The following is a 13,568-nucleotide window of genomic DNA, read 5'->3' on the forward strand; positions in this document are numbered from 1 at the left end:
CGATTCTATTTGCCGTAGCGGGAGCCTGCCTAGAGATTCCCGATGGTTACCTGGTGCTTGAGGTTGTTGAGGCCGGTTTCCGCTTCCCACGTTTGGGGATTCGCCAGCCGGATGCTGTACTCGGGTCGGTTTTGCAACGCTTCTGCCCGGTCAGCAATCTTGAGGTACAGGTCATAATTGCCTGCCGGAATGCCCGTTAAGCTCACGCTTTGGTCAATGGTAAGGTTGGTGCCCGGCTTGCACGCGCGAACATCAACGGGGAGCGGTACTTGGTGGAGAGCGCCGGAGGCCTTATTTCTGAGCACCAGAAAGGTATTCTTTTGCTTGTAGACCGGCGCGTACCCTTTATTGGTGAGATTGATTTTTACCTGATAAGCTTGGTTGAGCCCCACCTGAGTGGCTAACGTGGCATCTACCAAAGCTAACCGGTACCCCAGATTTCGCTGGAATTCGTCAAAACAGCCCGAATTCCGCCAGGCGTTGAGGGTAGGCTGGTAATAGTCCAGGTTCAGGTAGGTCCACTTCAGAAGCTGCATCTCGGTGCGGCCCTCGGGGCAGGTAGGATTGTAGCCGTTCTGCGGAGGGCAGGTTTCTCCACCGGTGGGCACGTACAGGGCTTCGTTGCTGATGTAGTTTTTCTCTGGCTGAATGTTGGTGTAGGTACCGTAATTGGTGCCGCCAGACATGAAACAGTCGTTGTGATGGCCTACCCGGGCAATTTTCTCCGCAGAATACGCCATTGCCTGGCTCAGGGGCGTGGTGGTGCCAAAGATCTGCTGCTTTTTAGTAGGAGTCCTTACCTGCACCATCAACTCGGTGGGCAGCACGTCCAACAGTTTGAACAGCACCTTTCTTTCGTTTTCGGTGGTGTTGAGGCCGTTGGTAGACCCGTGCCACTCGCCCCAGGCCCCAATGAAGCCGGCCTGCACAAAGGCGATGATGTCTTTGTTGGCTTCAAAGGCAGGTTTCAACTGATCCAAGTGCTGCTCAATGATGGCCAGTGGAGCATCGGTGCCGTTCATCTGGTCGGTGTAGGCAAACCGGAGCACGCATTTAAGGCCGGCCTGCCTGATCAAGTCCATGTCGGTCTGGAAGAGGGTAAGCTGGGCGGCACTGAGCGGAGCGTCTTTGAACTTCTCCAGGTAATAGACTCGGTGGACGAGGGTGATGTTGTTATTCTTGAGAGAACCGAGTGTAGTAACGTTTAACGGGGCTCCTTCTGAATAAACCGAGAACAGGCGCATGAAACCTCTTTCCGGATTGGGGAAGATCTCGTTAGACGCGGCATAGGTGATGTTGGGCTTGGTTTCCGGCGTTGGGTCTGATTCTTCCTTGCTGCCAGAGCAACCAGAAAAACACCCAAGCAGGAAATGTAAGGCTAGTACCGTAAGCATGTTTCTTCCTCTCATTGCGTCAAATTCACTTAATTGATTTTTTTTGAAGTAAGGGTAGCAGCCGCTTTCAGCCAAGGGCCGGGAAGCAGTGCTTTGGGCTAAACTTCGGGGGAGAACCCGGTAAAGCTGGTTTCTCCCCGAAGGGTTGTTAATTGTACCCTTTGTTCTGAATGAATTTCCCTTTGCCTTCGCTCACGGTTCTCAAGGAGAACGGATAAAGTACTTTGTCCTCATTGGTGTAGACAGAGCCTTTCACCTCCCGGGCCCGCTCCACGAACTTGCCGTGGCGGATAAGGTCGGCGCGGTACTGGCCGTTCTCGCACCAGAACTCATGGCTTCTCTCTGTTAGGATGAGGTCATTGAAGGCCGCCAGCGAACTGTAGTCTGCCAAGTCTTTGTCCGGCAGATCAGCCCTTCTTCTGATGACGTTGACCAGTTCCATGGCTTCGGCAGTTGGGGCACCGGTGGCGTTTGCCAAGGCTTCAGCCTTTGACAGCAGCACATCGGCGTAGCGGTACATGATGATGTCAACGGTAGAGACGGCGGTGGTTCTGTTAGCGTCTGGGTTCATCTTCAGTGGAATAGGGCCCAGGTTCATGACCGTACCCGGGTTAGCCCGGTTGTAAGTGTTGCCATCTGTGCCGGTGTATTCGGCAATCAGCATGGTTTTCCGCTCATCATTTTCTTCAAATGTGTCATAGAACCACCAGGTGCTTTGGATGGTGCCCCAACCGCCTTTTACCGGATAGTTAGACGGCAGCACCATCAATTGCCACTGGTTTTCACTGGTGCCTTCGTAGTCGCACGGAACGGCCCAGATCACCTCGCGGCTGTTCTTGGCGCCTTCCAGATCCCACATGCTCTCGTAGTCCTGGGTAAGGGTGTAGTAGTTATAGCCGATGATATCATTCGCCAGTTCCACTACCCTGTTCCACTTCTTCTCGTGCAGGTTGAGCCGTATTTGCACCATTTTCGCTAAACCTTTGCTAAAACGGCCGTATTCTGCCTGGGCAGGGTGGGGCAGATCTTCGGCCGCGGCTACCAGATCGGCCTCAATGAAGGCCACCGTTTCCTCGTGTGACAGGCGGGCCAGGGGCACTTCTTCCATTGGTTTCTGCAATACTTCCAGCGGGGCAATCACCAGGGGGCCGTACATGTCAAACAGCTCGTAGGCGAGCAAGCCACGGGCGCACCTGATCTCAGCGATGGCTTTCTTCTTCACCGCCTCGCTCACCTCTGATTTGGTGATCAGGTCAATGGTGAGCGTCATCAGGCTGATTTTGTTGTAGAAAACATCATAGAAACGGGTAATGCCCGCATCGGTGGGTTTGTAGTTGTGGAGGGAGGCCGCCAGCTGAGGACCGTAGGAACCGTTCAGGATCTCAGTGGTGGCATCGTTGATGTACATGATGCCGTTCTCAGAGGTGGTATGAATGCCGTCGCCCCACGAGCCACGCAGAGGATAGTAGCAGGCGTTTACCATGGCCTCTACGTCTGCCTCAGACTGCGGGAAAATGCTGGGGTTTATCTCAGAATAATCAATGGACTCTAAATCATCTGTGCAACCGCCCAGCAGGAAGAGTAGTGCAAGAGAAAGAAATACTTTGCGCATGGTCTTATAAATTAATGGGTGCTGGTTCATTAGAAAGTCAGGTTAATGCCGGTGGTGAACGTTTTTACATTGGGGTAAGCCGCTGTGTAGGCATCGGTCTCGGGATCAATGCCCTCATAAGGCGTGATCACGAACAGGTTTTGAGCGGTCACGTGGATGGAGGCTCTGGAGAACACTTTGCCGGTCCACTTGGTAGGCAGGGTATAGGCCAGCGCAACGTTCTGCAACCGGACAAACCAGGCATCCTGCAGGAAGAAATCGCCTACGCTGTACGGAGACCAGCCATAAAAGGAGCTGGGCTGGGTAGTGGATGGATTTTCCGGAGTCCAGCGGTTCTTCACGGTGCGTAAGGCATTGTACCCGTAGGTGTAAATACCATCTGCGCTGATGCCGTAGGTGGTGTAGTTAGGATCGGCCATTTTACGCCCGAACATGCCATTGAAGTCAAAGTTGAGGGTGAAGCCTTTGTAGGTGAAGATGTTGGTCATGCCCACAATCAGGCTGGGGTCTGAGGTCCCGATGAGTCTGGTATCGGCGTCATCAATGATTCCGTCTGGGGCGCCGGTGCGCAGGAAACGGCCATTCTCGTCTACCATGGGGTTGCCGTTGGCGTCGCGCTGGTAGCCGTTGATGTCTTTGATCTTGATCATGCCGGGTCTCAATTCTGGCTGAGAAGGCACCTCTTCGCCCACCTGCATGATACCGTCTGCTACCCGCGCGTAAATGGCTCTGATAGGATCATTGACGTTCTCGTACACGGCAGGCTTCCAGTCTGGGGCTCTTTCTTTCCAGGTGTCTTTGAACCTTGAGAACGTGAAGATGGATCTCCACTCAAAGTCATTGCGCTGGAAGTTGCGGGTGCTTACGGTCAATTCAAAGCCTTTGCTCTGAGTCTTGCCCACGTTGGCCATGATGGTGTTGATGGGGTGGTAGGAGTTGATGGGTTTGAAGGCCAGCAGGTCTGAAATTACCCGGTTGTACACCTCCAAGGAGCCGTCTATGCGCCCGTTAAAGAGCGAGAAGTCCAGACCAAAGTTGGCCTCAGTGGTGGTTTCCCATTTCAGATCAGGGTTTTCCAGGCGGGATAGGGATACCCCGATCTCTCTGGTGTCATTACCCGAAAGCCAGGCGGGGTAAGCATAGTAGGCCGCGAAGGCGTTGCTGCCAATAGAGGCGTTCCCGGTTTGACCATAACTGGCTCTCAGTTTAAACTGCGAGACGGTGTTAGCCAGGCCCCCGAAGAACGGCTCCTCGGCTATGTTCCAGCCCACGGCTACCGACGGAAAAGTACCCCACTTGTTGTTTCGGGCAAACACGCTGGCCCCATCGGTCCGCACGGTCAGGGTGAGCAGGTACCGGTCTTTCAGGGTGTAGTTCAAGCGTCCAAAGTAGGAGGCCATTACATTTTCTGAGCGGGAAGAGCCCACGGTTTTGGTGCTGCTGCCAGCCCCTAGGTTGTTCCACAGGAAAGCGTCTGAGATAAAGTTGGTGTTGCCAACGTTAGTAAAGTCATTGTAGAAATTCTGCTGCGAGGCACCGGCCAATAGGTTAATGCGGTGGTGGGTAGCAATCGTCTTGACATAGGAGGCAGTTGCCTCCATCAGGTATTCGTTTTTATCAATCTCGGCAATGGAAGCCCGGCCAAATTCCAGTGCTCCGTGGATGGTGGTTTTGGGAAGATAATTCCAGCGCTTGGTGATGCCGCGGTCCATGCCTCCTTTCAACCGGATGGTGAGGTCTGGGATGGGAATAATGTCTATAAATGAGTTGAGCAACATGCGCTCAATGCGGCCTTCATCTGAAATGGTGAGCAGGGAGTACGGATTAGGCTGCAGAGCCAGGAGCGGGTTTACGGGGTAGTTGCCGTTCTCATCAATGGGTTTGATGTGCGGCCCCATCTGCATGGCGGCCCGAATGATGCCTGAGTTCTCAAATTGATCACCTCCTAGCTGGCTGTTGTCATTATTGATGCGGCTGGCCGTAAGGTTCAGGCCGAACTTGATGTATTTGTTTACGTCCTGGTCTACATTGGCCCGTACAGTAAACCTTTCAATGCCGGAGTTTTTGATGACTCCGTTGTGCTTGTAGTAATTACCCGAAAGCAGGAACTTGGTAGATTCTGTGCCGCCCGTCAAGGATAGGTTGTGCTGCTGAATGGAGCCATCACGGGTTACCAAACCAATCCAGTCGGTGCCCCGGCCCACGTTATTGATGGCGTTTTGGGTGTATAATCGGCGAAACGGCCCATTAATAGGATCGGCCTGGGCTTCCTCCAAGGTTCTATTACCATAAGGAATCACGTTGTTGTCAAAGTTCCAGCGCTCCCAGGCAGCTTCGTTGCGCACCTGCATCCACTCGTTCAGGGGCAATACATCAAAAGGATTGTTGTATTTCTGAATGGAAAAGGTATTGGAGTATTGCACCTCGGCTTTGCCGGTTTTTCCTCTTTTGGTGGTGATGAGAATAACCCCATTGGCGGCCCGTGCGCCATAGATAGAGGTGGCGCTGGCGTCTTTGAGTACCTCAATGGACTCAATGTCATTGGGGTTGAAGGAGTTCAGGATGCTCTGGGTGCCGGCTTGGTAGCGTCCGCCGCTCCCGGGTTGCTGTAAATCTGAGATGGGGAAGCCGTCTACTACAATCAGAGGAGCGTTGCTGGCGTTGATGGAACCGGCACCCCGAATCAGAATGTCAAGTCCGCCACCGGGTTGGGCACTGTTCTCCCGGATCATTAAACCGGCCGCTTTGCCCTTTAGCATGTGCCCGATAGACGCAGCACCGGAGTTCACCACCAAGTCTTCTGCTTTCACAGAACTGATGGCTCCGGTTAAGTCCCTTTTCTTCTGGGTGCCGTAGCCCACCACCACTACCTCATCCAGGGCTTTTCTATCCTGAGCCATCTGCACATTCAGGGTAGATTCATTGCTGACCGCCACTTCCTGTGACAGCAAACCAATAAAGGAGAACACCAGCGTTGCCCCTGAAGGGGGTACCTGTATGCTGAAAGCACCGTTCGTGTCGGTGGTGGTTCCGGTGGTGGTGCCTTTTACCACTACGCTAACACCGGTTAAGGCCTGGCCGTCTTCTTTAGCCGTAACGGTACCCGTCACCGTGCGGCCCTGGGCGGCGGCTTGCAGCACCGGGAGAAGCACCAGTAGCGTTAGCTTCAGAAATGTGTGTACCAATTTTTTCATGTAGATGCAGTTTATTGGGTGAGGTGTGGGCAAAACGGAATGAGGTATAGGGAAAACTCCTCCTGAAAAAAAAGATAGGAAGGAGTTGCTCTGAGAGAAAAGCAGGTATTGCCAGCTTGTTACGGTAGTGGCCTGGCCCGTAATTGGGGGCATAGATACGGGAGACTGGCCGTAGTCAGGAAGGAACAGGCACATTGGTGTGCCTGAACAGAGACAAAGGGCTGCAATTTGGTTCCATAGAGGTCTGTTTGTTAAGTATCACTCTGGTTGTGTTGTAAGCGCAGAATATGTCTCAGACGGGTGGCCAGCTGCAAAGTAAATAGAGCCGGCGCCTGTCTTGGATAATGGTTAGGGAGCCAGGCCGCATATTTAGGGCCAACTCCGCCACGGAACGGTACTTCTTTCTCCAACCTGCCCTCTGGCCCTTGCTGTGCAGCGGTAAGACGGGCATCTCCTGGCTGCATAGCTACCTCTCTTTTGTGGAGATTTCTTGTCTCGGTGTATTAAACATAGCTACTATAAATTAGATAAGCAAGAAGTTTTAGGTAAAATGTGTTCGTAGACGCAAAGATTTTTCCTATATGTGTTCGAACACATGAAAGAAAGGTAAAAAACTTGTTTGCTATCTTTTAATCCCCATCTTTGAGAAAATATCGGGTTTTCCGCACCCGATTTCTGGTAGGCTAGGAGCAGGGGAGAAGCGCAGAGGACAAGAAAGTAGATGAATCTTCCTGTCAGGGCCAGGGTGGGCAGCGGCGCCGGATGCCTGATTTTACCTTATTATAAGAAAAACAAGCCAAAAACAGATGGCAAATCCTTCTTATACCACTCGCAACTCTTCGGTTAAGCATGCCCCAACGGTAACCGGGGTAACAGACGCATTTCCTATGAAGACCACCTACCGGCTCCTTTCTCTGGATTTCATGCGCGGCGTCATCATGGTTTTGCTGGCCGCCGAAAGCACACTATTATATGTACGCTGGCAGGAACTGGCCGGAACCGAGGGCATAGCGGGCCAGCTGGTGCAGCAGTTCTTCCACGTGCCCTGGCAGGGACTCCATTTCTGGGACCTGGTGCAGCCGGCCTTCATGACCATTGCGGGTACCTCTCTGTACTTCTCAGTGCAGCACCGGCTCCAGAAAGGCGATGCCCCAAGCCTGATCACCCATCATGTGCTGAAGCGAAGCCTGAAGCTTCTGCTGTTGGGGGTGGCGCTCCATTGCGTGTATGCCGGTAAGTTGGTGTGTGAGCTGTGGAATGTGCTGGCGCAGCTGTCGGTTACGTTACTGGTGGCGTATGTGCTGCTGCCGTACTCGGCCCGAACCCAGTTGCTGGTCTCATTTCTCTGTATTGGCCTCAGCGAGGCCTTGTACCGGTTCGCCCACATTCCGGGGTTTGACCAGCCTTTTACCCCAGACAAGAACTTCGGCTCCTGGATGGATCTGCTCCTGATGGGTAAACTGAACAGTGGCCATTGGATTGCCATGAACTTCCTGCCCACGGCCGCCCACACCATCTGGGGAAGCCTGGCCGGGAAAGTGCTGGCCTCCCACAAATCGGCGGCCTCTAAAATCAAGGTTTTCGTGCTGGCCGGCATCTTGGGGGTACTGGTGGGACATGCCCTGGACTTCACCGGCGTAGACCCTATCATCAAACGTATTTGTACCGCTTCCTTCGTCCTTGCCTCGGGCGGGTGGGTGTTCCTGCTGCTGGCGTTCTGCTACTGGAGCATTGACGTGAGAAAGGCCGGGCACTGGGTGCTGTTTTTCACGGTGGTGGGCATGAACCCCATCTTCATTTACCTGTTCTTTGAAACCGTGGGGCTGCAGTGGCTGAATGGAACAGTGGCTATCTTCACCAACGGGTTTACCGATTGGTTTGGGGTGCCAGATCAGGTGCAGGCGGTGCTGGCCTCCCTTGCTACGCTGGCGGTGGAGTGGTACATCTGCTACTGGCTGTACCAAAGGCGCATCTTCTTTAGGGTTTAGGAGATAAGGGAAAAGAGGTCTGGCATTTCGTGTGAGAGGCAAGCGGATTGTTGGTAATTGGTATATTTGTTCGTACACATATATAAGTGCATCACCCTCCGGCTTGCTCAATCTAAAAAGGACCACTTGTGACTAATGTCGCATTGGTTTGCCCAGTGATGAGAGCAGGTGAGCAAGGCATCAGAGATTGTATCAGAAAATAAGGTCAATGGTAAAGAAAGGCATCGTTCGGATTAAGGATATTGCGGAAAAAGCAGGAGTTTCAACGGGTACCGTAGACCGGGTGCTGCATGAGCGGGGGCGCGTGGCCGAGGACGTGCGGCAAAAAGTCCTGGAAATTGCGCAGGAACTTAACTACCAGCCCAACCTGCTGGCCCGTACCCTGGTAAACAACCGGGTGTACGAGATAGCCGCGCTGCTGCCAGACCCCCAGCAGGATGTGTACTGGCAGGCCCCCAAAACCGGAGTGGAGAAAGCGCAGGCCGAACTGGCGCAGTATGGGGTAAGGGTGACGCAGTTTATTTTTGATCCCTATGAGGCTGCCTCTTACCGGCAGAAAGCGAACGAAGTCATTGCCATGAGCCCCGACGCCATTCTGGTGGCTCCCATTTTCTACCGCGAGTCGCTCCCTTTTTTCAAAAAATGGAAAGAGCTGGAGATTCCGTTCGCGCTGTTCAACACGCACATTCCGGATTACGAGCCCCTCATTTACATTGGGCAGGATTCTTACCAGAGCGGGTATCTGGCGGCGAAACTGCTGCACTACGGGCATCCGCAGGGAGCCGCTTTTCTGGTGGCCCACATAGACGTGGACCTGTCCAACTCCTCCCACCTGATTAACAAAGAGCAAGGGTTTTTCGACTATTTTTCCCAAATCGGCTCAGAAACGCAGTATCCGCTGCTGCAGGCCGATCTGCACAACTCCTCCTCGGCCGCGTTTCATGAGCAGCTAGACCAGTTGCTGCAGGATAACCCTAAGGTCAGGGGCATCTTCGTGACCAACTCCAAAGCCCATACCGTGGCCCATTACCTGCAGCTGAGGGGCGTTTCCCACATCAAGTTGATTGGCTATGACCTCATGGAAAGAAACCTCCACTTTCTTAAGAAGGGCTTGATTGAGTTCCTAATCAACCAAAATCCCAAGGGGCAGGGCTACTGGGGCATCTACGGCCTGGCCGATAAGCTGGTGTTCAAAAAGAAGGTCAACCCCATTAAGTACCTGCCGCTGGACATCATCACCAAAGAGAATCTACACTATTATATAGAAGCAGATCTGTAAGGGCCGGCATAGCTACTGTTTCAGGGCTATTTTCCGGAAAATCACCCCAAAACTATACCCGATAGACGAAAATCCTTCACCGTACTTCAGGCATATTTTCTAATTAGAGGATAGAAGTAGGAAAGGTGCTCTAGGAGTACCCGCGGAGTGCGGAACGGGAAGCTGGCAATGGGGCCCTATTTGTAGCGTGAACTTGTTGCCCTGTTTGGCCGTCAGCCGTAGAACCCAGCATGAAACCAATTGTCAGCATAGAGTACTGCCCCAAATGCGGCTGGATGTTGCGCGCCGCCTACATGGCCCAGGAACTGCTCACCACCTTCACCGACGATGTAAAAGGTGTGCTCCTGGAACCCAGCGAGACCAGCGGCACCTACCTCATCCGCCTTAATGACCAGGTGATCTTCGACCGCAGAGCCGCTGGCCGCTTTCCCGACGTAAAGGAGCTGAAGCAGCTGGTGCGGGACAGGGTGAACCCTGGCAAAAGCCTGGGGCACTCAGACCGGAAGTAGGCGTTGTGCTTAGGCCCAGGGCTTTTTAGTGCTTCCCCCTGCCGGGTCGCCGTGGGAGGTAGTAAATACGCTATATCTTATATACAGGAATATCAGTATAAGGCTAATGAGAAAAGACGGCCCTGCAAGCGTAGGGCCTTTGTGACTTACCACTGATTAACTATGCTGCATATAAACGAGCTTTCCCTCAACATTCCGGAAACTACCAAGCCCCGGGTGGTTATCATCGGCGGTGGGTTTGGGGGCGTGAACCTGGTGAAGAAACTGCCCGGAAAAGAGTTTCAGGTAGTGATGTTTGACCGGCAAAACTACCATGGGTTCTGGCCCCTGCTGTACCAGGTAGCCACGGCCGGCCTGGAGCCCGATGCAATTGCCGAGCCCCTCCGGAAAATGTTTGACGAGGACTACGAGGACTTCCACTTCCGGCAGGTGAAGGTAACGGGAGTGAACCCGGCCGCCAAAACCGTGACCACCCTGGTAGGCGAGCTCAGGTATGACTACCTGGTCATCGCCACGGGCACCAAATCCAACTACTTCGGGAACGAGCAGATCAAGCGCTATTCCTTTCCCCTCAAGCAGATCCCCGATGCCCTGAACCTCAGGAGCCAGATGTTGCAGGCTTTTGAGCAGGCCAACATGATCAAAGATCCCGATGTGCGGCAAAGCCTGCTCAACTTCGTGATCGTGGGGGGAGGGCCCACGGGCGTAGAACTGGCCGGCGCCCTGGCCGAGATGCGCAAGTATATTCTGCCGGGCGATTACCCCGGGCTGGACTTCAGCCAGATGAACATTATTCTGGTGGAGGGCCTTGACCGCGTTTTACCGCCCATGTCTCCCAAGTCTAGCCAGACCACCAAGGAGTACCTGGAGAGTGCCGGGGTTGTTGTAAAGCTCAACACCCTGGTAGAGTCGTACGACGGCGAGTTGGTGACCTTCAAGGGCGGGGAGACCATCAGGACCCAGACGCTTATCTGGGCGGCCGGGGTCTCTGGGGCCCAGATTGCCGGCCTCCCGCCCGAGGCGAGCGAACGGGGACGCTACCTGGTGAATACCTTTAACCAGGTCATCGGCTTCCCGGATATCTTCGCCATTGGCGATGTGGCGGCCATGAAGACCGAGAAATGGCCCCGGGGACACCCGGGGGTGGCGCAACCGGCCATTCAGCAGGGGCAGCACCTGGCCAAGAACCTGCAACGCCTCATCAGGAACGAGCCCCTGCAGCCCTTTGAGTACTTTGACAAAGGCTCCCTGGCCATCATCGGCCGGAACCGTGCGGTAGCCGATCTGCCTAAGGACCTGCACCTGAAAGGGTTCATTGCCTGGGCGGCCTGGCTCTTTGTACACATTTACTACCTCATTGGGTTCCGGAACAAGCTGGTGGTGCTGGCCAACTGGATCTACAAGTTCTTTACCCGCGAGAACGGCAACCGCCTGATCATTCGTCCTTTCCTGAGAAAAGATGATGTTGCGGGACAGGAATTTGTAAGGAGGCAGGCTGACCTGGACTGATCCAGGGTTCAGTAAGGTTCTTGCTTCTTCTTGTTTTTAGCATCTAAAAAGGCCCGCCCAAAGCGGGCTTTTTTGATGGATGACTGCTTTTCACAACAGGGCTGCCGCCTGGTGCTGTTATATGAACAAAAGTTTACGGGCTTGTGTCTGACTTTTTAATAATTGTATAATTCCTTTTCCATGTCATGGTGTAGGATGGGTAAATACTGATGCGGTATTTGGTATCTGCTTATCCTTCATGTAAATACATTAATGAAAGCATGATTCAAGAGTTTAAAGCCTCTTTTGCAGTAGCAGCAGGAGTAATGCTAGTTAAAAATATTGTAGTATAAGTACTATGTGGCTGGTGTTGGAGGGAGCGTTAGTAGCAATATTTCCATGAATGTGCTACCCACTTTTAGGTATAATCTGAAATAATGTAACATTAATAACAAAAAATTTTGCAGTTTATAGAATAACCTATAAATTAGATCAACAAAGTTATACAGACCAGTTGCACAGCCTAAACAATTCCCCGTGGAAGTTTATAGCCGATTGAACTTGTTGGCAGAGTGTTGCTGTTGCTAGGTCTGATAATTATGTTTTTTGTTGGTTAAGTTCAAACAAGTAAGATGCTAGCTGTAAAACCTGGATTCTATTGCTCAGTAGCCTAAGATGTAGAACTTAGCTTATATATAATGTAACTATCAAGTATAAAGTTATCTATTTGTTTAATCAGTAACATCTACACCATGAAAGCTAAAGCTACCTTCCTGAGTTATATCTCAGCAGAAAAAAGATTGAGAAAAGAACAATCTAAGTTGAAAAACGCTGCTAAGAATGCTGCGAACAACGTTGAGCAAGCCATCCAGCTTGACAAGAGAGGATCATTGGTTTCTAGCAACTAATTCTAGAGAGAGCCCACGCGTACCATCCTGACATCATCTACCAGAACACAACCCATTAAAGAATCTATATAGAAAAACTATTTACTACAGCAGGTACGGTACTTATGTAATACACCAAAATGTACTCTATAAGTACGCTATGCCTCATTTTATCTAATATTTAGTATTAAATATTAAATACAAGAAAGCAAAAGCCCCACCGCAAACGCAGTGGGGCTTTATTATTTTCAAAGAATCTGCTACGGCAAGCGCTTAGCCAATTGCAACTCTCTTGAACTCAGTAACGGTCATGCCTTTGTTGGTGTTGTCCAGCAGTTTGGCAATGGTCAAAGAAGAGTCTTTCACAAACTCCTGGTTCAACAGGGTGCTTTCTTTGTAGAACTTGTTCAGTTTGCCTTGGGCAATTTTCTCCAGCATTTCCTCTGGCTTGCCTTCCTGACGGGCTTGCTCTTTGCCAATCTCAATCTCGCGCTGGATGGTAGCGGCATCAACGCCGTCTTTGTCCACCGCGATAGGACGCATGGCGGCAATTTGCATGGCCACGTCTTTTCCAACCTCAGTAACGTCTTTGTCACCGGTGTTAGTCAAGCCCACCAATACACCCAGTTTACCATTAGAGTGGTTGTAGGCTACTACTTTCTCGGCAGAAACTGTCTCGTAAGAAACCACGTCAATTTTCTCGCCAATCTTACCCATCAGGTCCGTGATGTGGTCTTGCAGCGAGCGGCCATCGGTCTGTGGCGTAGCCAACAACTCTTCTTTAGAAGGAGCGTTGGTAGAAACGGCTGCGCTCAATACGGCCTGGGCCAGGTTTTTGAAGTCTTCTACTTTAGATACCGGCTCAGTCTCGCAAGCCAGCGCGATTACTTTCCCTACAGTACCTTCAGCGTTTACCTGCGTCAACACCACTCCCTCAGAAGTAGCGTTGTCAGCGCGCTTGCTGGCAATTTTCTGACCTTGCTTACGAAGGATATCTTTGGCTGCCTCAAAGTCGCCGTTGGCTTCGGTCAGGGCTTTTTTGCAGTCCATCATACCAGCGCCAGTTTCCTGGCGAAGTCTGTTTACATCTTGTGCTGTAATAGCCATTGTTCTTTTATTAAGAAGTACGGTTAATAAGTTTTACTAGGAGGGTGGCCCGCTGTGGGGCGGCACCGGTTTGGTTAAAAAGAAACTGAACACTAGTGGCGCCAGGCTTC

9 protein-coding genes are annotated in these 13,568 nt (G+C 52.1%); 5 read left to right on the plus strand and 4 right to left on the minus strand.

What is annotated here, in order from left to right:
• Positions 1 to 29: 29 nt before the first annotated feature.
• The 3 genes from JT718_RS08350 to JT718_RS08360 form a co-directional block, all read right to left on the minus strand.
• On the minus strand, positions 30 to 1,394 hold the full coding sequence (locus JT718_RS08350) for a DUF4832 domain-containing protein (protein WP_205501773.1): 1,365 nt from the start codon (positions 1,392 to 1,394) through the stop codon (positions 30 to 32).
• Between the two features lie 148 nt (positions 1,395 to 1,542).
• Positions 1,543 to 3,006 carry a RagB/SusD family nutrient uptake outer membrane protein gene (locus tag JT718_RS08355; protein ID WP_205501774.1) on the minus strand — a complete coding sequence of 488 codons (1,464 nt, stop codon included), beginning with the start codon at positions 3,004 to 3,006 and terminating at the stop codon, positions 1,543 to 1,545.
• Positions 3,007 to 3,035: 29 nt separating this feature from the next.
• Positions 3,036 to 6,200, minus strand: coding sequence for a SusC/RagA family TonB-linked outer membrane protein (locus JT718_RS08360; RefSeq protein ID WP_205501775.1), 3,165 nt, complete (start codon positions 6,198 to 6,200; stop codon positions 3,036 to 3,038).
• Positions 6,201 to 7,087: 887 nt separating this feature from the next.
• Here JT718_RS08360 and JT718_RS08365 point away from each other — a divergent pair.
• The 5 genes from JT718_RS08365 (at position 7,088) to JT718_RS08385 (ending at position 12,372) form a co-directional block, all read left to right on the plus strand.
• Positions 7,088 to 8,188 carry an acyltransferase family protein gene (locus JT718_RS08365; RefSeq protein ID WP_205501776.1) on the plus strand — a complete coding sequence of 367 codons (1,101 nt, stop codon included), beginning with the start codon at positions 7,088 to 7,090 and terminating at the stop codon, positions 8,186 to 8,188.
• Between the two features lie 208 nt (positions 8,189 to 8,396).
• On the plus strand, positions 8,397 to 9,467 hold the full coding sequence (locus tag JT718_RS08370) for a LacI family DNA-binding transcriptional regulator (protein ID WP_205501777.1): 1,071 nt from the start codon (positions 8,397 to 8,399) through the stop codon (positions 9,465 to 9,467).
• A 230-nt stretch (positions 9,468 to 9,697) separates the two neighbouring features.
• Entirely contained in the window at positions 9,698 to 9,976 is a 279-nt protein-coding gene (locus tag JT718_RS08375; RefSeq protein ID WP_205501778.1) for an Rdx family protein, read from the plus strand.
• A 162-nt stretch (positions 9,977 to 10,138) separates the two neighbouring features.
• Positions 10,139 to 11,485 (plus strand): NAD(P)/FAD-dependent oxidoreductase, encoded by a 1,347-nt coding sequence (locus tag JT718_RS08380; RefSeq protein ID WP_205501779.1) that lies wholly within the window; start codon positions 10,139 to 10,141, stop codon positions 11,483 to 11,485.
• A gap of 731 nt (positions 11,486 to 12,216) precedes the next feature.
• Positions 12,217 to 12,372 (plus strand): hypothetical protein, encoded by a 156-nt coding sequence (locus JT718_RS08385; protein WP_205501780.1) that lies wholly within the window; start codon positions 12,217 to 12,219, stop codon positions 12,370 to 12,372.
• 252 nt (positions 12,373 to 12,624) lie between these two features.
• Here the strand turns inward: JT718_RS08385 and tsf are convergent, their stop codons facing one another.
• Positions 12,625 to 13,458: a translation elongation factor Ts gene (tsf, locus tag JT718_RS08390; protein WP_205501781.1), complete on the minus strand. Its 834-nt coding sequence runs from the start codon at positions 13,456 to 13,458 to the stop codon at positions 12,625 to 12,627.
• Between the last annotated feature and the right edge of the window lie 110 nt (positions 13,459 to 13,568).

It is taken from the genome of Rufibacter psychrotolerans, from assembly GCF_016924645.1.
Classification (GTDB): domain Bacteria; phylum Bacteroidota; class Bacteroidia; order Cytophagales; family Hymenobacteraceae; genus Nibribacter; species Nibribacter psychrotolerans.